General features: G+C 36.6%; 11 protein-coding genes. 7 read left to right on the top strand and 4 right to left on the bottom strand.

Features of this window, described 5'->3' with window-relative positions; all coding sequences use genetic code 11:
• Positions 1-2 precede the first annotated feature (2 nt).
• Positions 3-8,936, top strand: a complete 8,934-nt coding sequence (locus ACJJVN_RS02165; RefSeq protein ID WP_405377001.1) for an HYR domain-containing protein — start codon at positions 3-5, stop codon at positions 8,934-8,936.
• A 12-nt stretch (positions 8,937-8,948) separates the two neighbouring features.
• Positions 8,949-9,845, top strand: a complete 897-nt coding sequence (locus ACJJVN_RS02160) for a hypothetical protein (RefSeq protein WP_405377000.1) — start codon at positions 8,949-8,951, stop codon at positions 9,843-9,845.
• Positions 9,846-9,952: 107 nt separating this feature from the next.
• Here ACJJVN_RS02160 and ACJJVN_RS02155 read toward each other — a convergent pair whose 3' ends face one another.
• The 4 genes from ACJJVN_RS02155 to rlmF all read right to left on the bottom strand — a co-directional run bounded on the left by ACJJVN_RS02155 (position 9,953) and on the right by rlmF (position 13,722).
• Positions 9,953-10,117, bottom strand: coding sequence for a Lacal_2735 family protein (locus tag ACJJVN_RS02155; protein WP_104516375.1), 165 nt, complete (start codon positions 10,115-10,117; stop codon positions 9,953-9,955).
• A gap of 141 nt (positions 10,118-10,258) precedes the next feature.
• Entirely contained in the window at positions 10,259-11,512 is a 1,254-nt protein-coding gene (locus ACJJVN_RS02150; RefSeq protein WP_405376999.1) for a tetratricopeptide repeat protein, read from the bottom strand.
• Complete coding sequence (locus tag ACJJVN_RS02145; RefSeq protein ID WP_405376998.1) at positions 11,512-12,852, bottom strand: AAA family ATPase; 1,341 nt, start codon at positions 12,850-12,852, stop codon at positions 11,512-11,514. The genes ACJJVN_RS02150 and ACJJVN_RS02145 overlap by 1 nt, the downstream gene beginning before the upstream one ends.
• Before the next feature lie 36 nt (positions 12,853-12,888).
• A complete protein-coding gene (rlmF, locus tag ACJJVN_RS02140) occupies positions 12,889-13,722 on the bottom strand; it encodes a 23S rRNA (adenine(1618)-N(6))-methyltransferase RlmF (RefSeq protein WP_104516380.1) in 834 nt (277 codons plus the stop codon).
• A 183-nt stretch (positions 13,723-13,905) separates the two neighbouring features.
• On the opposite strand from rlmF, the gene ACJJVN_RS02135 reads away from it, so the two are divergent.
• The 5 genes from ACJJVN_RS02135 (at position 13,906) to ACJJVN_RS02115 (ending at position 20,945) form a co-directional block, all read left to right on the top strand.
• Positions 13,906-15,255 (top strand): DEAD/DEAH box helicase, encoded by a 1,350-nt coding sequence (locus ACJJVN_RS02135; protein ID WP_405370942.1) that lies wholly within the window; start codon positions 13,906-13,908, stop codon positions 15,253-15,255.
• Between the two features lie 136 nt (positions 15,256-15,391).
• A complete protein-coding gene (locus ACJJVN_RS02130) occupies positions 15,392-18,007 on the top strand; it encodes a T9SS type B sorting domain-containing protein (RefSeq protein WP_405376997.1) in 2,616 nt (871 codons plus the stop codon).
• Positions 18,008-18,205: 198 nt separating this feature from the next.
• The gene (locus ACJJVN_RS02125) at positions 18,206-18,727 is read left to right on the top strand and encodes an OmpH family outer membrane protein (RefSeq protein ID WP_170034650.1); all 522 of its coding nucleotides are present in this window, start codon (positions 18,206-18,208) and stop codon (positions 18,725-18,727) included.
• 199 nt (positions 18,728-18,926) lie between these two features.
• Positions 18,927-19,211 (top strand): hypothetical protein, encoded by a 285-nt coding sequence (locus ACJJVN_RS02120; protein WP_104516387.1) that lies wholly within the window; start codon positions 18,927-18,929, stop codon positions 19,209-19,211.
• Positions 19,212-19,316: 105 nt separating this feature from the next.
• Positions 19,317-20,945 carry a SulP family inorganic anion transporter gene (locus tag ACJJVN_RS02115; RefSeq protein WP_405376996.1) on the top strand — a complete coding sequence of 543 codons (1,629 nt, stop codon included), beginning with the start codon at positions 19,317-19,319 and terminating at the stop codon, positions 20,943-20,945.
• The last annotated feature ends 3 nt before the right edge of the window (positions 20,946-20,948 follow it).

Here is a 20,948-nt window from a genome sequence, read left to right as displayed (position 1 = left end):
TCATGAGAAATTTTTATAAAACCTTATGGGTCGGTTTGATATTTCTTACTGGCTCATTAACTTATGGACAGATAACTCTTAATGGGTGTGATGTTGTATTTGGAGATCAAGACTTTATATTTAATAATGTAGGAACAGACGCTACGGGAAGAAATATATATCAAACGACACCTTTACCACCAGCAGATATTCAATCTTGTCCTTTGGGCTTTTGCGAACTTCAGATTTCATGGAGTATTACAAATAATAGATGGGAACTTGTTGCAGACGATGGTGATGATGCTATCATTTTTAATGGAGAGAATTTGATCCAATTCAATACGAGTCCATCTTTACCCAATCCACCAGACTTATCTTTAGGAACATGGACAGACGCTACTCCTGCAGGAGGTTGTGGAGTAAATGGTTTTGATTCTTTAACTGGTGATGTGCAGAGTAGTTTAACGACAACTTTTACACATAATTATGGTTCAACTATTACTGATAGAGTAAATTCTAATTTCTTTTTTGATTTTAATGATATATCTGAATGTCAAAACTCTTCCTCCTTAACTGTTGCGGTGAATAATAATGTATTTAACACAGCAAGTGGCAGTGCTAGATCAAAATTTGATGTTTTAGTTGATGGAACTCCGATAGCTAGTGGTCAAGTTTTAGGAGCTTCATCTACTCCTAGTAGTATGGTTTATAATTTAGATTCCTATATTCCATTTCAAACCGTTAGGGTAAATCAGTATTATGCTGGCTTAGGAGCTTCTATCTCTAGCGTTACTTATAGTGTACAATTAAATGTACTCTCGCCTATTTCTTCAATGCCTGGCTCAGGCCCCACCACAAATAACGTTACTTATTGTATGGGAGAATCAGCTTCTCCTTTAACTGGGGTTTTGTCTGATACTGGAACTAGATTAAAATGGTATACTACTCAAACAGGAGGTTTTCCTAGCATTACAGCTCCTACTCCTTCCACTGCCAGTGTTGGTACAACAAGTTACTGGGTTTCTCAAGCAGATGCTAGTGATTGTGAAAGTGTTCGTTCAGAAATTCAAGTTTTAATTAATGCATTAGATGATGCAACTTTTAGTTACAGTTCTTCTAGTTATTGTCCTAGTGATCCAGATCCAACTCCTAATATTTCAGGGCTGTCAGGTGGAACATTTACTTCAACTACAGGATTAAATATAAATACAAATACTGGTGTTGTAGATTTGAGTTCTTCTACACAAGGAACTTATACGATAACGTACACAACTAATGGATCATGTATAAATACATCTAATGTATCATTATCTATTTCTGATAATGTAGCTCCTGTAGCAGACGCAACAACTCTAACAGATGTAACTTCAGAATGTCAAGTAGCTACTCTTACAGCACCAACAGCAACAGATAATTGTGCAAGTATAGTAACGGTAACAAACGACGCAACTTTACCTATCTCAAATCAAGGAACTACAGTAGTAACCTGGACTTATGATGATGGAAACGGAAATACATCTACCCAAACTCAAAATGTAATTATAGATGATGTAACTGCTCCGGTGATTACCTGTCCTAGTAATATTACTCAGGTAAATGATACAGGAGATTGTGGTGCAATTGTTACGTTTACAACTCCTACTGCGACTGATAATTGTACTACAGGTGGAGCTTCTACAAATATTTTATTTGTGTCTGATAATGGTGATGCAGTTGAGATTCCTGCCACATTAGTAGCGGAAGGCTATAATGTTACTTCTGTTTATAATGATTATACATCTGGGAATAACACAACCTTACAAGGTACGCTTACGAACTATGACCTTATTTACTGGCATGCCTCTGGCGCTAGTGGTTTTGGAGAAACGCATAATGCAGCAACGTTCACAAATCTAAACGCTTTTGTAGCTAATGGAGGTAATGTATTTGTAACGGGTTATGATGTTGTCGTTAGCCCCATTGACAATGAAATGATTTCATTCTTAGGTGGTACTTTGGGAAATGATATATCTAGTTCAAATGGCACCTTACTAGGGCCGAATAATCTTACGACCGGTTTTGCAAACATTACAGGAATGACTATCACCGCTCCAAATGGTGACCAAGATAATATTAACGGTTTACTACCTTCAGTAATCGTTGTTCTGCCTGGATTAGCTAATGGTGGCGCAGAATGGGGGATTAATGATATTGCTGGTGGAGAAATTGCTTGGGTATCTTCAGGCCAATTTGGAGGGACTTCTTTCCCCTCTTGGTCAACCCCAGGTTCAGGATACTACGAAGCTTTATTGAATTTTGCTTTTAATTCAACAGGGCAAACGATAATAGTACAAACAGCAGGTCTAGCTTCAGGGAGTACATTCCCTGTAGGAACTACAACTAATACATTTAGTGTTACAGATGCTGGCGGTAATACTTCTACTTGTAGCTTTGATGTAGTGGTAACAGATAGTGAAGCTCCAGTAGCAGACGCAACAGCTCTAACAGATGTAACTGCAGAATGTGAAGTGACTAGTTTAACCGCTCCAACAGCAACAGATAATTGTACAGCTACAGTAACGGTAACTAACGACGCAACTTTACCTATCTCAACTCAAGGAACTACAGTAGTGACCTGGACTTATGATGATGGTAATGGAAATACGTCTACGCAAACCCAAAATGTGATTATAGATGACGTTACTGCTCCAGTGGTTACTTGTCCTAGTGATGTTTTAATTACATGTTCAGACAGCGCCGTAGTAAACTATGTACTACCTACGGTAACAGATAACTGTAGTTTACAAGCGAGAGAAATAGGTGCAGACTTTACAAGTCTTGGTAACCTAAATGGTAAAGCATATTATATCTCAAACACTCCAGTTTCTTCTGTAGATGCTTTTGCAGCAGCTGCAACAAATGGATATAACTTGGTTACTATAAATAATCTTGAAGAAAATGACTTTTTATACAACCAGGTAAGTAGTTTAGGAGGTGAGATATTATTTGGTTTCAATGATGTAAACTCAGAAGGTACTTTTGTTTGGCAAAACGGTTCAACTTCTACGTATACAAATTGGAATACATTTGAACCTAATAATGCTAACGAAGAGGATTATACAGGTTTTACAACTAGTGGAAGATGGAATGATATACAAGCACAAACTCTTGTTAGATACCTGATAGAAGTAGAGTCATTCTCTATAAATCAGACAGCAGGTTTAGCTTCTGGTAGTACATTTCCAGTTGGTACCACTACAAATTCATTTACTATAACAGACCGTTCAGGTAACACAGCTTCTTGTAGTTTTGATGTGGTAATAGTAGCAGATACTACTGCTCCAGTAGCAGATGTTGCAACGCTAACCGATGTAACTGCAGAGTGTGAGGTAACAAGTCTAATTGCACCAACAGCAACTGACGATTGTGCAACTACAGTAACGGTAACTAATGATGCTACTTTACCTATCTCAGGAGAAGGAACTACAACAGTAGTAACTTGGACTTATGATGACGGAAACGGTAATACATCTACACAAACACAAAACGTAATTATAGATGACGTGACTGCTCCAGTAGCAGACGCAACAACTCTAACGGACATAACTGCAGAGTGTGAAGTAACAAGTTTAACTGCTCCAACTGCAACAGATAATTGTGCTACAACAGTAACGGTAACTAACGATGCAACATTACCTATCTCAGGAGAAGGAACTACAACTGTAGTAACTTGGACTTATGATGACGGTAACGGTAATACATCTACTCAAACACAAAATGTAATTATAGATGACGTAACTGCTCCAGTAGCAGACGCAACAACTCTAATGGATGTAACTGCTCAATGTGAAATAACAAGTCTAGTTGCACCTACTGCAACAGATAACTGTGCAGGTATAGTAACGGTTACTAATAACGTGACTTTGCCTATTACAGTTCAAGGTACAACGGTAGTAACTTGGACCTATGATGACGGTAATGGAAATACATCTACACAAACACAAAATGTGATTTTAGATGATGTAACGTTACCTGTGGCAGACGCTGCTTCACTACCTGATTTAGTTTTTAATTGTGAGGTAGCTAGTTTAACTGCACCTACAGCAACAGATAATTGTGTTGGAGTGGTAACTGGTACAGCTACTTTCCCGATTACATCAACTACGGTAGTTTCTTGGCAGTTTGATGACGGTAACGGTAACGTGAGCTCTCAAGACCAATTAGTAATTATCGAGCAAAGAGCTATAGATGCTATTGCAAACGTTACAGTTTGTGATTCATTTACCCTAGCCACTATAACCGGTGACTATTTAACTGGTTCTCAATTATATTATACGCAAAGTGATGGTAATGGTATCGCTTTCGCGGAAGCGGATACTATAAACTTCTCTGATTTTGCAAGTTATCCGGTGACTATATATGCTTATGATACTGATATGTCAGGTTGTAGTGCACAAACTAGTTTCCAGTTGACTATTACAGAAACACCAGTTATAAATCCGATTATGGACGTGACGGCTTGTGATGAGTATGTATTACCTGTATTAAGTGTAGGTTCTTATTATTCTTTCCCAGGTGGTAACGGTAGCTTGTTAAATGCAGGTACGGTGATCGATGCGACGCAAACTTTATTCGTTTATGCAGAAGATGTATCAGGAAACTGTACAGATCAAGAGACTTTTACAGTAACTATCTTACCGTTAGATGATGCGTCATTTAATTATAACACTACGGTTTATTGTCCTAGTGCTATAAATCCTACGCCTACTATAACAGGACTTGCTGGAGGTACTTTTACTTCTACAGCAGGGTTAGTTATTAATGCGGCAACAGGAAGTGTAGATCTAGATACTTCTATGAGAGGTACTTATATAGTTACTTATACAACTAACGGTGATTGCCCGCAATCAACAACGGTAAGTTTCACCATCGAAGATAATGTAGCGCCTACACCAGACACAACTGTTCTTGCAGATGTTGTTGCAGAATGTGAAGTGACTACTCTAGTAGCACCTACTGCGACAGATGATTGTAGTGCTGTAGTAACGGTAACTAACGATGCGATATTCCCAATCACAGGAGAAGGAACTACAACAATAGTATCTTGGACGTATGATGACGGAAACGGTAACACGTCTACACAAACACAAAATGTAATAATAGATGACGTTACTGCTCCAATAGCAGATGTCGCTACACTTACAGATGTAGTTGCAGAATGTGAAGTAACTAGCCTAGTTGCACCAACAGCAACAGACAACTGTGCAAACGCAACAGTAACTAACGACGCTATATTCCCAATCAGTGGAGAAGGAACTACAACAGTAGTAACTTGGACGTATGATGACGGTAATGGTAACACATCTACACAAACACAAAATGTAATTATAGATGACGTTACTGCGCCAGTTGCAGATGTCGCTACACTTACAGATGTGATTGCAGAATGTGAAGTGACTAGTCTAGTTGCACCAACAGCAACAGACAACTGTGCAAACGCAACAGTGCTTGTTTCTAACGATGCGATATTCCCAATCACAGGAGAAGGAACTACAACAATAGTAACTTGGACTTATGATGACGGTAACGGTAACGCATCTACACAAACACAAAATGTAATCATAGATGATGTTACTGCACCAGTAGCAGATGTCGCTACACTTACAGATGTAACTGCAGAATGTGAAGTAACTAGTCTAGCTGCACCAACAGCAACTGATAACTGTGCAAACGCAACAGTTGTTGTTTCTAACGATGCGATATTCCCAATCACAGGAGAAGGAACTACAACAGTAGTAACTTGGACTTATGACGACGGTAATGGAAACACATCTACACAAACCCAAAATGTAATAATAGATGATGTTACTGCGCCAGTTGCAAATGCTACTATTCTTACAGATGTAACTGCAGAATGTGAAGTAACTAGCCTAGTTGCACCAACAGCAACAGACAACTGTGCAAACGCAGCAGTAACTGTTTCTAACGACGCGATATTCCCAATCACAGGAGAAGGAACTACAACAGTAGTAACTTGGACGTATGACGACGGTAATGGAAACACATCTACACAAACGCAAAATGTAGTTATAGATGACCTTACTGCTCCAGTTGCAGATGCTACTATTCTTACAGATGTGATTGCAGAATGTGAAGTGACTAGTCTAGTTGCACCAACAGCAACTGACAACTGTGCAAACGCAACAGTGCTTGTTTCTAACGACGCGATATTCCCAATCACAGGAGAAGGAACTACAACAGTAGTAACTTGGACTTATGATGATGGAAACGGTAACACATCTACACAAACACAAAATGTAATCATAGATGATGTTACTGCTCCAGTAGCAGATTTAGCTACACTTGCAGATGTAATTGCAGAATGTGAAGTAACTAGCCTAGTTGCACCAACAGCAACAGACAACTGTGCAAACGCAACAGTGCTTGTTTCTAACGACGCAATATTCCCAATCACAGGAGAAGGAACTACAACAGTAGTAACTTGGACGTATGATGACGGAAACGGTAACACATCTACACAAACCCAAAATGTAATTATAGATGACCTTACTGCACCAGTTGCAAATCTCGCTACACTTACAGATGTAATTGCAGAATGTGAAGTAACTACTTTAGTAGCTCCAACAGCAACAGACAACTGTGCAAACGCAACAGTTGTTGTTTCTAACGACGCTATATTCCCAATCAGTGGAGAAGGAACTACAACAGTAGTAACTTGGACGTATGATGACGGTAATGGTAACACATCTACACAAACACAAAATGTAATTATAGATGACCTTACTGCGCCAGTTGCAGATGTTGCTACACTTGCAGATGTAATTGCAGAATGTGAAGTAACTAGTCTAGTTGCACCAACAGCAACAGACAACTGTGCAAACGCAACAGTGCTTGTTTCTAACGATGCTGTATTCCCAATCACAGGAGAAGGAACTACAACAGTAGTAACTTGGACTTATGATGACGGAAACGGTAACACATCTACACAAACACAAAATGTAGTTATAGATGACGTTACTGCACCGGTTGCAGATGTAGCTGCTCTTCCTACACTTAATTTTAACTGTGAAGTGACTGCATTAACAGCGCCTACTTCTACAGATAATTGTGCAGGAACTATTACAGCTACTAATACAGTGATATTCCCTTTAACATCTTCTACTTTAGTAAATTGGAGTTATGATGATGGTAATGGAAATGTAAGTTCTCAAGATCAACTGGTGGTGGTAGAACTTAGAGCTATGGATGCTATTTCTGATGTAACGGTTTGTGATACATATACCTTGCCTAACATCTCTGGAGATTTCTTAACTGGTTCTCAAATGTACTATACTCAAAGTGGTGGTAATGGTATCGCTTTCGCGGAAGCGGATGTATTAAATTACCTAGACTTTGCAGTATATCCAGTTACATTATATGCTTATGATGTAGATGCTGCAACAGGTTGTAGTGCCGAAACGAGCTTCTTATTAACCATTAATGAGTCGCCAGTATTAAGCCCTATTGCTGATGTCACAATTTGTGAGAAATATATTTTACCAGTATTAAGTGTTGGTGATTACTACACGTTCCCTGGTGGAAATGGTACACTAATGAATCCAGGTACAGTGATCGATGCGACACAAACCATATTTGTATATGCAGAAGATGCGAGCGGTAGTTGCACCGACGAGACGTCATTTATTGTAAATATTACACCTAGCGATGTTTTAGGAGCAACTTTTAACGATGCTAGTTTTACTTATGACGGTACTACTCATTCTATAGCAGTGGAAAATATACCAGCAACAGCAACGGTAGTTTATACTAATAATGATCAGGTAGATGCTGGTACTTATACAGTAACAGCAACAGTTACATCTGCAACATCTAGTTGTAATTCTGTAGTTCTTACCGCTACTATGGTTATAGATAGAGCACCACAGACCATTACTTTTGATTCTCTCATACGTAGAAGATTAAATGTAGATCCAGACTTCCAGCTTATGGCTAGTAGTACATCAGGTTTACCAGTAGAATACAATTTCAGTTTTACAGGTGCAACAGCTGCTGCAACGGTAAGCAATACTGGATTTGTAAACTTACTTGCCGAAGGTGAGGTTCTTATATCTGCAAGTCAGGCTGGTAATTCAAATTACTTACCTGCAACTGCAGTGCAACAAGTACTAGAGGTTTATCTAGGTGATAATGCAGATTTAGATTCAATATCTATAGATGGTAATATTACTAATAACCCAGCTAGTGAGGTTTATTATCTTATAGATTGTGGTACAGGTACAGATTCTGTTGAGGTGAATTTATCAAATTCTGATGGAGCAACATTTACTCCAGGTGCAACCTTTAGTATTGCAACGCCACGTCCAGGTATCTATACTCAAGAAGTAACGGTTACTGCAGATAATGGTCGCAATACTAGATCTTATATCATCACAGTAGAAAGAAGATTTGAGTTTGATGAAATCGTAGAGCAGAAGTATAATAACACTCTAGTAGTTAATAATAACTTTGATAACAATGGAGGTTATAACTTCGTTTCTTATGAATGGTTTAAGAACGGTAGACTAGTAAGTACAGAACAGTTCTTTTCTGAAGGTGATAACGCTTCTGATCTTCTAGATCCTACAGCAACTTACTATGTAAGAATGACTACAGATGCTGGTGAGGTTTTACAGACTTGTATATCTAGTGTGAGTTTAGGAAATACATTCTCACTTACTGTTTTAGAAAATCCTGTTATTCAAGGACGTTTGTTACAAGTAAGAGCAGATTATCCTGCAGCAGAGTTAGACCATGCGATGTATCAAATATATTCTGCTCATGGGCAGTTTATTAAGGCAGTGAGTGTTCAAGGATTAGAATCTCAAATTAGACTTTCAGAGAGTCTGCCCGTGGGATTATATAGACTTGTTCTTATTACTTCACAAAGAACAGAATCTGTAAACTTCATTAAAAATTAATCTGACTTTATTATGTATAACAAACAAAATCCCAGAGTACCTATGAGCCAGTTTAAAAGAAGGTTCTTAAAATTACCATTACTATCTATTGCTTTATTAGGAATGTATAGTTCTTATGCGCAGTCGGACTGGAAAGCATCTGTAGGAGGGCAAATGTCCTTTGCAGAACTTAGAGCAGACCAGAGTACATTAAACACCTCTACAGATCCTGGAGCAGGTTTTAATCTAGGCATATCTTATGGACTTAATGAAAGCTGGAGTTTACATTCTGGTATAGGAATAAGCTATATAGAAACTAGCAATAACAGTTCAAATTATAGTGACCAAGCGGCTGCAACAGATTTTGAGGGTGAAAACTTTGAATTTAGATATAGGCTTGAGAATTATTCTGAAAGGCAGAAAAGCACCATGCTATCTATTCCTGTAGGAGTACAGTATGAGTCTAAAGGAAGTCAGACTAGATTTTACTCTAAAGCTGGTGCCAGTGTAAATGTGTTTCTTAGCCCTAAGGTAGAAGGTAGGGCAAACAGACTGACTACTAGTGGTTACTTTGAAAGGTTCAATGCTGTACTTACTGCACCGGCATTTGCTGGTTTTGGAACCTTTGATGAAATTCAATTTTCTGAAAACGACCTAGACATTAAGAACAGTTTTAATGCTTTTCTAGAAATAGGAGTGAAGGAAAAATTTGGTTCTAATAATTGGGTTTACATAGGTTTATTTGCAGAGTATGGACTTAACGATTTGTTGGAAAACAATAACTCTAATCTGATAGAATACAACCAGAATACACCTACAGATTTTATCAATAACAGTAGCTTAAACTCTACTATAGGTAATGCACCATTATTTGATAAAGTGACTCTTAATATGGTAGGGTTGCGTGTCAAATATGAATTTGGTATCTAGATTTTAAAAATCTACTAACGTTAAAAAGCCTCTTCAAATTAAGTTTTGAAGAGGCTTTTTTATTTCTAAGAAGAATTTAAAAACAGGATATTAGTTCTGTTTTTACTCTATTTTAATGCGCCCATTTTTTTAAGAACCTTATCAGCTTCTGCATATGCTTTATCACTCGCTGTGCGATCTGTTGTAGAAAGTGTGTGGTAATCTTTCATGAGCTTCTCATATTGAGACTGCAGTTTTTCTATTTCTGTTTTCTTTTTAAATAATCCGAACATGGTGTGTAGTTTTAAAAGTAGTCGTGATGATTCTTATACCTTTCTTTTAAGTTTTTCTATTGCATTTTTTGCAATAAAAAAGAGCAGTAAGAATATCTGGTGTAGATATACGTACTGCTCTTTCTTAATTTTAGTTGAGGTCTATATATTACCCCTTTTAATACTAACAGCATTTGCAAACCACTGGAAAGCAAAGAAACTAATTAGAAAACCGATAACAAAAGGGTTATCTATATTACCAGTAGTAAAGCTTATAAATAAAGCAACAGAAGCGATAATAGTCATGATACCAGCAGCGAGCGGCATCATGTATTTAGGTTTAGTCTCTAGATAGAACATGCTCCACGGAATCATTAATATAAGTCCAGCTATGGCAACCATTAAAAACCTACCATCTTCTAGTGCAAAATAAGCAGCCACACCACTAAGTGAGGTGAATACACATATACCGGTAAATATTACGGCTTGCTTTTCTTTCTTGCTTAATAAGAACTTTGCATATTTATTAAAGCTGAAAAGTAATTTTGAAATAGGGCCTATAATCCATGTGCTCAAAGCAACCAGTGCTAGTAGTATTACAATAGGAGAGAGAAAAGGCTCCAGCGCAGGTACTGAGTCTGCAACATATCTTAATAATCTAGTCCCTGCATAAAAACCTATGATAAAATACCATTGATATTTTGCAGCCATATTACCTATCCAGAATTGGTATTTTAAAAACCATCGATATACAAAATACTTAGCCTGTAACGCCTCCATCATTCCTGATTGAGCATAAGAGTTATTTGGGTCATAACGTAGAGCCTCTTTAAAATGCTCTAGCGCTTCTTTGTGCTGTCCCGTTTCTAGCTTGTTCCAGCCGTAATTTGTGTGGGTATAAGAATCTTCTGGATTTTCTCCCAGCGCACCTTTTAAAGTTTCTTCAGACTCTGCTTTCTTATTCTGTTTTAATTGTGCCGTACTTTTTACATTTAAAGCGAGCAAGTTAGCTGGATCTAGAGATAAAGATTTTTCAGCCAGTTGTTCTGCTTCTTTATACCGCTTTCGCGAAAGCGATATATGAGCCAACATTGCATAGTTTTGTGGTTCATGTGGATTTAAACTTATCGCTTCTTTCAGTAATTCTTCGGCATCATCATAACGCTCTACATCTAGCATTATTCTCGCCTTAGTGGCGTATAATAAATCTGTAGATGGTGATAACCCTATAGCTATGTCTATAAAGTGATTTGCCTTTTTAGGGTCGTCTTGAGCTAGGTTTACTTCGGCCAGTAAATGCAGACAGGATATACTATTAGGATCTTGAGTCAGTGCCTGATTAAGTAACTGCTCTGCCTGTGGATAGCGTCTTTGCTGGAAAAGTAAATAGGCTCTTTCGTATAAGGCTTCTATCATTACTTTTTAATCTTCAAATAAGTCAGTATGTCGTCATAAAGCCCAGATTCATTTGCATATACAGCAAAGTTCTTTGCAGTGGTAAACCATTCCTTAGTACTAGGTTTATGTTGTTTGAGAGATTTTAAAAGATCTTTTGTAACCAGGGGTTGTGGTGCTCCTAATTTAATTGCGTCTTCTAGTTTGTTCTCAATTGCGATATCTATCACAGCTTCTATGTCTGCACCAGAGTATTCTGGAGCTTTTTTAGCAAGTGCTTTAGTGTCTATATCTTTAGTAGGTTTCTCTTCTAGTTTTAGGTCAAAAATGGCCTCACGTGCTGGAGCATCTGGCGGCGGTACAAAAAGTATGCGGTCAAATCTTCCTGGACGTCGGAAGGCAGTATCTAGATGCCACGGCATGTTAGTCGCTCCTAAAATAAGTAGACCTTCATTATCATTAGATATTCCATCCAGCTCTTGTAAAAACTGATTGATTAAATTTTTACCTGCGCTTTGTTTCATGTCACTACGACTAGCACCTAGAGCATCTATTTCATCAATAAATAAAACACAAGGCGTATTATTTCTAGCAACTTCAAAAATGCGGTGTAGGTTTTTTTCAGAATTACCTATCCACATATCTAGAATGTCATTGAGACTTAAGGATATAAATTTTGCGTTGATTTGTCCTGCAGTAGCTTTGGCAATGTAAGTTTTACCACATCCTGGAGGTCCGTAAAGTAAAATACCGCCACCTATTTTTTTACCATAGGCTTTGTAAATTTCTGGATGTAATAAAGGCTGCACGATCTTTAAATCGATCTCGCGCTTTACATTATCCATACCGCCTACATCCTTAAAACTTATTTCTGGTTTTTCTATAAAGACGCTTGCTTCATTAAATCCATCGTCATAGTCGTCATCATATTCATCACCTTCTTCATAATCACCTTCACTAGTAGATGGTCTTCTTAATTGTTTATCTAACTCGTCATCACTAAAATCGGGATGAAATTTCAATAAATCTTGATAAGCATCTATCGCCTGTCGAGTGTCATTAGACCTCACTAATGCACGTGTGTAGAATAAATGAGTGTCTAGATCTTTATTGCCTTCTTGAATCAGGCTTTCTAAGATAACGATGGCCTTAGAATAATTTTTCTGTTTATAAGAAATAAGAGCGAGACCTATTCTAGCTTTGGGCTCTGCCTTGTACTGTAAAATAATTTCATATTCTTCCTCAGCTTCTTCTAGCATGTTAGCTAGTCGCAGTGATTCGGCCAGGTGTAATCTCAATGGGATATTATCTGGAGAGAATTCTAGTGCTTCTCTTAAATTTTGAATAGTCTTATCGTCCATTTATTTTCTTCAATAGATTTTCAAATAGGGGCATTTTTAGTTTTTAAATCTCCATGCAACAAAGCGAGATTCTTTATTACCGGTAGTCATTTCTACAACTCTTACGTCTGCTTTGAGCTTTTTAAGTTGTTTGAGAGGTTTGATGAGGTTTTGCTTTCGCGAAAGCAAACACGTAAACCATCCTACCTGATTTTTAAAAGCTACAGATTCTTTAATCATACGCTTTATAAAAAGTGCTTCACCACCATTGCACCAAAGCTCGTGCGAGTGACCGCCAAAGTTGCGTATCTCTTCTCTAGTACCTAGTTTTCTTTGTTTAGTGATATTTGCTTTTATAGCTTCTTCTTCACTAGTGTAAAAAGGAGGGTTACACATCGTGAAATCATAGTTTTCACCTTCTAGAATAACACCTTTAAAAATATTTCCTTTATCAATTTGATGACGTATTTCTATAGCATCATTTTTTGAGGTATTCTTTTTTGCAAATCCTACACTGTCGTCATCTACATCACAGCCTACCATTTTCCAGTCGTAAATAGCATTACCTAAAATAGGGTAAATGGCACTGGCACCACAGCCTATGTCTAGACCTGTTCTATCACCTTTTTCAAGAAGGTCAGAAATGTGGTGTATGTAGTCTGCACGACCTGGAATAGGTGGGTATAAGGATTGTTCTGGAAGTTTCCAGTATTTGATTTTATAATGATGTTTTAATAAAGCGGTATTGAATTCTAGTATAGAGCTAGCGTCACTAAAATCTATGGTGGCTGCTCCCGTAGGGCTTTCAATTATATGTTGTTCTAATTCTGGGTGTGATTCAGTTAGTTTTTTAAAGTCGTAACCGTATCTATGTATGTTTCTTAAATGCATGATGCAAAGATACTTTAAGTAAAATGTTATTACCTATAATGTACTTCAAAGTTATTCTAGTATCATTCAATTTTAATGAAGATAAAAAACAATACTAGACTGGTTATTTCACTAAAAACGGAACTGCATTTCTCATACTGCTGTCTTCAACCTAATAAACTACCTTTGCAAAAAATTACCAGTATGAAATCCTTTGTAGATCTGAATCTTAAAACGCCATTAATTAATGGATTAGAAGAATTAGGTTTTGAGACCATGACGCCTATTCAAGAAGAGGCTTTTCCAGTTATTCTTTCAGGTCGAGACATGATAGGTATCGCGCAAACAGGTACTGGTAAAACGCTAGGTTACATGTTGCCATTGCTTCATGAACTTAAATATGCTCAAGTTAATGATCCTAGAGTATTAGTTCTTGTACCTACTAGAGAGCTGGTAGTACAGGTAACTGAAAATATAAATCAATATTCAAAGTATCTTAATTTACGTGTGTTGGGGATTTATGGAGGGACAAATATCAATACGCAGAAAAAGGCATATGCTGACGGTGTGGATATACTAGTCGCTACACCTGGTAGACTGTATGATCTTATTATAAGTCAAACGGTAAATTTAAAGAACTGTAAAAAGGTAGTAATAGATGAGGTAGATGTAATGCTGGATCTAGGTTTTAGATTTCAATTAACTAATATCTTTGATCACTTACCTAAGAGACGTCAGAATATAATGTTCTCTGCAACGATGACAGATCAGATAGAAGGTTTTATTAAGGAATATTTCTATAATCCTGAAAAGATTTCTATTGCTGTTTCTGGTACACGTTTAGAGAATATAGAACAGACCGCTTATGCTGTAGAAAATTTTTACACTAAAGCAAATCTACTCATGCACTTAGTGAGTGATAGAGAAAAGTTTCACAAAGTACTGGTCTTTGTGGGTAATAAGAAAAGCGCAGATAGATTACAAGAAGTGCTTAGTCCCCATTATGGTGGAGAAATATCTGTAATACACTCTAACAAGACACAAAATTATAGATTGCGTTCTATTGAACTTTTTGATAGTGGTGAGAGTCGTATTCTAGTTTCTACAGATGTGATGGCGCGTGGACTGGATCTTGATAAAATATCGCATGTTATTAACTTAAATGTACCTGCGTTTCCTGAAAATTATATGCACCGTATAGGTAGAACAGGTCGTGCTGAAGAAAAGGGTAGATCTATCTTGTTCTACACAGAAAAAGAAAAAGAAGATAAGGAGAACATAGAGGAATTGATGAGTTATAAAATTCCTGAAATAGAGTTTCCTGAAGAAGTTGAGATTTCAAAACAAAAAACACCAGAAGAGAAACCTGTAGTACGTGAGATTTTTAACCCTCATAAAGTAATAGAAGAGCAACGTGGAGCAGCTTTTCATGAAAAAAGTGAGAAGAATTCTAAGACTAATGAAGGAGGTAGTTACCGCCGTATCATAGCAGCTAAATATAAAAAACCTAAAACGCGTGGTGATAAAGGAGCAAATAGACGTCGTAAAAAATAATACTATTTTATAGTTCTTCATGCTTTAGTACTTTCATTTTTAAAGTGGTGTCATTATTCTGGTAACAATTTCTTAATGTAGGTATCTACTTATGTAAGCGTCTGAAAATCTTATTTTCGCGAAAAATTAAATTAATTTGAAGAAGCTATTATTTTTTTGTTTCATAATTTTAAGTGCAACATTTGTAAATGCACAAGCTGTAAACACGGCATATTTGTGTTTAAGTAATGGAGATATAGTTCTTGCAGATTTAAGTTCTTGTAGTTCTACGGTAGTTGCTACAAATACTCAGTCCATGTTTGACATAGCGCAAGGTGATAGCGCTACTACTCTTTATGGAATACGTGATACAGAGTTGTATTTAATAAATCTTAATACAGGTAATTTTACCTTATTAGGTAGTCTTACAATCATAGGACATAGTGGTAGCTTTAGGGTAGACTCGCTGGTAAAAGAGCAAAATGGTGTTTTACTAGGGGTGAATAAAAATGGCCAAGGAGAATTATTCAGAATTGATGTAGCCGCACTTACCGCCACTAATTTAGGAGCAACAGGTTTCAATAGCGCAGGAGATTTAACCTACTTTGATGGAGATCTTTATCTAAGTGCGACAAATAGTGAACTGGTACAAGTTAATGTAGCAAACCCAAGTGCCTCTTTCTTAATAGGTAGTATGGCTAGCAGTGGTTTTGGAAATGTTTTTGGTGTAGTTACTATAATAACAGCAAATCCGTGCTCTGCTACACCTACCATAGAACTAGTTGCAACTGGTGGACGTACTACTAAATTTGTTGATGTAACTAACGGTAATACTACTAATAACTGTACTAGTTTTTCACCTTCAGATATTTTTGGAGCTGCAGAGGTAACATCAGACATACTTTGTCCTATCAATGTAGAAATTATTGATACCACACGCATGAGTCCTGATCCTACTTCTTACTGCAGTCAGGCAACTACGACTTTAAGTGCAAATGCAGATCCTACCGTAGCATTAGGAACTTATTCTTATGAATGGCGAGAGCAAGGTAGTACTATGATTATAGGAACTAACAGCACATTACCTATAAACATTAATACAACTACTGTTTATGAATGTACGATAACAGATAGTGGTATTGCACCACCAGATAACTTTGCAGTAGATGCGATTACTATAATTGTAGAACCTATGCCTACATGGACGCCACTAGGTAATATCTATGTAAACTCAACCTATACACTACCTGGAATTACAGGAACTAATGTGCCTGCTAACAGTGCTTATTATACAGGTCCTAATGGAACAGGGATACTATATAATATAGGAGATGTAGTTACAGAACTTGATTTTATAACTAATCCGGTCACTTTATATATTTATGGAGATGAGACTAACGGTTGTGAAATAACAGGACAGTTTGATCTAGAATTTGTAGACGTACAATTAACAATAGCACCAGGCGGTATACAAGATATTTGTGCAGGAGAAACAGTGACTCTAACTGCCACACCTACTCCAGCAACAGCATATGGAACTTACACTTATAATTGGACCGATTCTCAAAACACGGTTTATCCTAATACAGATACTATAGTTTTTACGGCAACAGTAGATACTACGGTAGCGGTAATGGTAAATGACTCTGGTGTAGAAAACGGTGTAGATATGGGATTTGATATGACAGATTTCAATGTCTTGACACCAGTTGATATAACAGCTATTACTGATCAGACTGCGACTTCTACTTTTACTTTTCCAACTATTAATGGAACCGGATTAACCACTGCAGAGCGTTATTATACACAACCTAATGGTATGGGAACTGTATATGATGCAGGTGATATTGTTAATGCGTCAGATTTTACAACGTTACCGGTAACCCTTTATATGTATGACACTAACGGTGCATGTGAAGATCAAGAAAGTTTTGTACTCAACTTTGATACACCTATATCGTTAACGGTTTCTATAAACGCTACGGCAAATGATTTTTGTGCCGGAGAAATAACAAATTTAACTGCCACACCTAATCCTGCAATGGCGCAAGGAACGTACACCTATCAATGGGTAGAGCAAGGCACAACGGCCGTTTTATCTACAGGTAATACTCTAACGGTAACACCTTTAGTAAATACTACTTATGAATGCACGGTGACAGATAGTGGATTAACTACTAATAATACGGCAACTTCTACCATAACAATTAATGTAATCGATGTGCCAGTTATTGATGTAATAAATAATCAAAACAGCACCACCACATTTACATTTCCTACTATCACAGGTATGAACTTGAGCGGTAATGAGATGTTCTTTACACAGCCAGACGGCTTAGGAACAGCTTATAATGCTGGAGATGTAATAGATAGAATAGAATTTGCTAGTTATCCAATTACAATTTATGCCTATGATGTAAATGCCTCAGGCTGTAGTGATCAGGTTAGTTTTAATCTGGTAATAACAGAAGATGTAATTATCCCAGAGCCAGAGGTTGAGTTGTTTCATGTGCCAGATTACATGACACCTAATAATGATGGGTATCATGATTACTGGCAAATAGAGGTTTTAGAACCGTCCGTTCAGTTCAGTAATATCTATATTTTTGATAGGTACGGTAAATTACTCAAGCAACTTTCCATAGACGGGCCAGGTTGGGACGCTACTTATAATAATAACCCATTACCATCTTCTAGTTATTGGTATAGTTTTGAATATACCTATAATGGTGTTACAGTTTTAGAAAAGGGATTCTTTGCAGTAAAACGTTAAGACGGTGGATTAATTTATCGCTCGTATTAGAAATGATTATTTTAATAAGTTCGCTTTCGCGAAAGCGGAATTTCAACAACCATAACACTAATTAACACTAAACGACTTAAAAGTGGTCTAATAGTTGAAAAGTGATGGTAGAATATGTCCGAAAGTGTAAGAGGACTTAACTATATTGCACACCTTAATTTAAAGAAAATGAAAAAATTACTTTTAGTATTATTTTTAGCCGCTGGAACAGCAATGGCACAAACTGGTTATGTAGCATCTGAAGCTCTTCTTCAATCTATGCCAGAATTTCAAACAGCGCAACAAGAAATCACTAAATATGCAGAGTCTATTAAAGCTGATGATGTAAAAGCAGAAAACAATGCTAGAACTAGAATGGCAGAGTTGCAACAAAAAGTACAAGAGCTTTCTAAAACAGCAACAGATGAGGCTGCTTTTAACAAAGAAGTAGAGGTTTACAAAACACAAGCAGCTGCTATCGAGAGCGAGTTAGTGAATAGTAAAAGAATCGCAGAGCAAAGACTTGGTGAGAAACAAAACAAATTAATCACTCCTCTTACTATTAAGTTGAATGAGGCGATTAAAAAAGTAGCTCTTGCCAAAGGTTATAAAGTAGTAGTAGATATTAATTCTATCGCTTTTGCAACTGAAGAAACTAACATCAGTCAGGATGTAGCTAGAGAATTAGGTATTCCTATGCCGTCTAACTAAGACTTAATCGTTATTATTTAAAAGTCACTTCTATAGAAGTGACTTTTTTTTTGGATTTTCTTAAGGTAGATTATGTTAAATTTCTTAACATTGTTTAATATGGATGGAGAACCATATTATATTTGTTTATACAATAGTCCCCTTTACATAACATATGTCAATACCTACAAAACGATTTAATTTTTTCATGCATACGTGCATGATAATTATATGCGCTTTGGTTTTAAGTCAACCAGTGATAGAGGTATTTGTAAAACTTGATAATAATATTACCGTTATCGATACAGATGTGGACAGTGATTTTGATGTAGAAGAGAACTCAAAAAAAGAGCTAGAGGACGAGTCAACTTTTAATGACTTCTATTTTGTAGCTTCAAATGACGAGATTCTAAATAAAATTGTTTTAAATTATTTAATCGATTTAGTTTGGGAAAGTCATTCTCAAGAAATTCTTATACCGCCGCCTAAAGGGATGCTAGCATAACATCCGTAGAGGTAATATCTCAAATTTTATATTTATCAATGAATTGATTTTACAGTTAAATCAATTTTTAAAGTTCCTTTATTTATAGGGGATAACACAAATTTTATGCATTATTCAAATCCGTTTAAAAATTTTAAAAATGATATCCCGGCTAGTGTCGTGGTGTTTTTTGTTGCTTTACCTTTATGTCTGGGTATTGCACTAGCTAGTGGTGCGCCACCATTTGCTGGACTTATAGCTGGTATTATAGGTGGTATAGTAGTAGGTTCTATAAGTGGCTCTAATATAGGTGTCAGTGGTCCGGCTGCTGGACTTGCTTCTATAGTTGCCCTTGCGATTAAGGACTTTGGTGGTCTAGATAATGGAGGTTTTGAAATTTTATTGGTCGCCGTGGTGATGAGTGGAGTGATACAAATTGTTCTAGGCTTATTAAAAGCAGGAATTATCGGTTATTACTTTCCATCATCAGTTATTAAAGGGATGTTAGTTGGTATAGGAGTTATTATTATATCTAAACAGATTCCTCACTTTTTTGGACTAGATGAAAATTATGAAGGAGCTTGGGATTTCTTTCAAGAAGATGGAGAGAATACTATTACTGAGATTTTAAGGATAGGAGAGTTTATAAGTCCAGGAGCTACGCTTGTAGGTTTTATAGGTCTAGGGATACTATTACTTTGGAATAACGTCTTGAATGGTAAGTCAAAGATCTTTGAAATTATTCAAGGACCATTAGTTGCCGTGGTTGTTGGGATTATATATTATGTTCTTACAATGGATGCAGGATATTGGAGTATTTCTACAGATCATTTAGTAAAAGTTCCCGTACCAGAAGATTTTGATTCTTTTGTAGGGCAGTTTAGGTTTCCAGATTTTTCTCAGGCTTTAAGAGGTGATGTTATTTTAGTTGGTTTTACTATTGCCCTTGTAGCATCATTAGAAACCTTATTATGTGTTGAGGCGACTGATAAATTAGATCCGCGTAAGAGAGTAACACCTACCAATAGAGAATTGATAGCACAAGGAACTGGTAACATACTCTCTGGTCTAGTTGGTGGATTGCCTATAACACAGGTTATTGTTAGAAGTAGTGCAAACATTCAATCTGGTGGTAGAACAAAGATGAGTGCTATTTTACATGGTTTCTTGTTACTGGCATCAGTAATTTTGATTCCGACTTTAATGAATAAAATACCTTTGTCTGTTCTTGCGGCCATACTTTTAGTAGTAGGATACAAGCTAGCAAAGCCGTCAACATTTAAACAAATGTGGAAAGCAGGCTGGAGACAGTTTATACCATTTATTGTAACGGTTGTGTTGTTGTATTTTAATTTCCTGTTAGGAGTAGGAGTAGGGCTTGCTATAGGAATTATAGTTACACTTTATCAGAGTTTTCAAAACTCTCACTTTCTTCATGCTACACAAAGTAATGAAGATGGTAGAAATGAAGTAAAAATGGTCCTTGCAGAAGAGGTTACTTTCTTTAATAAAGCAACTATATTAAAGGAGTTGGACAATTTACCTCAAAATACATTTCTAGAATTAGATGTTAGAAAAACTAATTATCTAGATCATGATGTTATAGAAATACTTGACGATTTTAGAGAAAAGGCAAAAAACCGTAAAATTAATATTAAATTGATATCTGAAAGAGGTATTATTGAGAATCCAGATAGTTTCTTAGAGTTTTTCAAATTAAGACCTATTCAAGATAAATTTAAATTTAAAAGATAAAAA

It is taken from the genome of Nonlabens sp. Asnod3-A02, from assembly GCF_045063755.1.
Lineage (GTDB): Bacteria > Bacteroidota > Bacteroidia > Flavobacteriales > Flavobacteriaceae > Nonlabens > Nonlabens xylanidelens.
Note: the sequence above shows the minus strand (reverse complement) of the source record. Positions and strands in the feature narration are given on the sequence as shown.

Coding starts and splice junctions, on each gene's coding strand:
- ACJJVN_RS02120 (WP_104516387.1), top strand. CDS start 18,927: ATGATAATTATATGCGCTTTGGTTTTAAGTCAACCAGTGATAGAGGTA.
- ACJJVN_RS02155 (WP_104516375.1), bottom strand. CDS start 10,117: ATGTTCGGATTATTTAAAAAGAAAACAGAAATAGAAAAACTGCAGTCT.
- ACJJVN_RS02145 (WP_405376998.1), bottom strand. CDS start 12,852: ATGGACGATAAGACTATTCAAAATTTAAGAGAAGCACTAGAATTCTCT.
- ACJJVN_RS02150 (WP_405376999.1), bottom strand. CDS start 11,512: ATGATAGAAGCCTTATACGAAAGAGCCTATTTACTTTTCCAGCAAAGA.
- ACJJVN_RS02135 (WP_405370942.1), top strand. CDS start 13,906: ATGAAATCCTTTGTAGATCTGAATCTTAAAACGCCATTAATTAATGGA.
- ACJJVN_RS02125 (WP_170034650.1), top strand. CDS start 18,206: ATGAAAAAATTACTTTTAGTATTATTTTTAGCCGCTGGAACAGCAATG.
- ACJJVN_RS02165 (WP_405377001.1), top strand. CDS start 3: ATGAGAAATTTTTATAAAACCTTATGGGTCGGTTTGATATTTCTTACT.
- rlmF (WP_104516380.1), bottom strand. CDS start 13,722: ATGCATTTAAGAAACATACATAGATACGGTTACGACTTTAAAAAACTA.
- ACJJVN_RS02115 (WP_405376996.1), top strand. CDS start 19,317: ATGCATTATTCAAATCCGTTTAAAAATTTTAAAAATGATATCCCGGCT.
- ACJJVN_RS02160 (WP_405377000.1), top strand. CDS start 8,949: ATGTATAACAAACAAAATCCCAGAGTACCTATGAGCCAGTTTAAAAGA.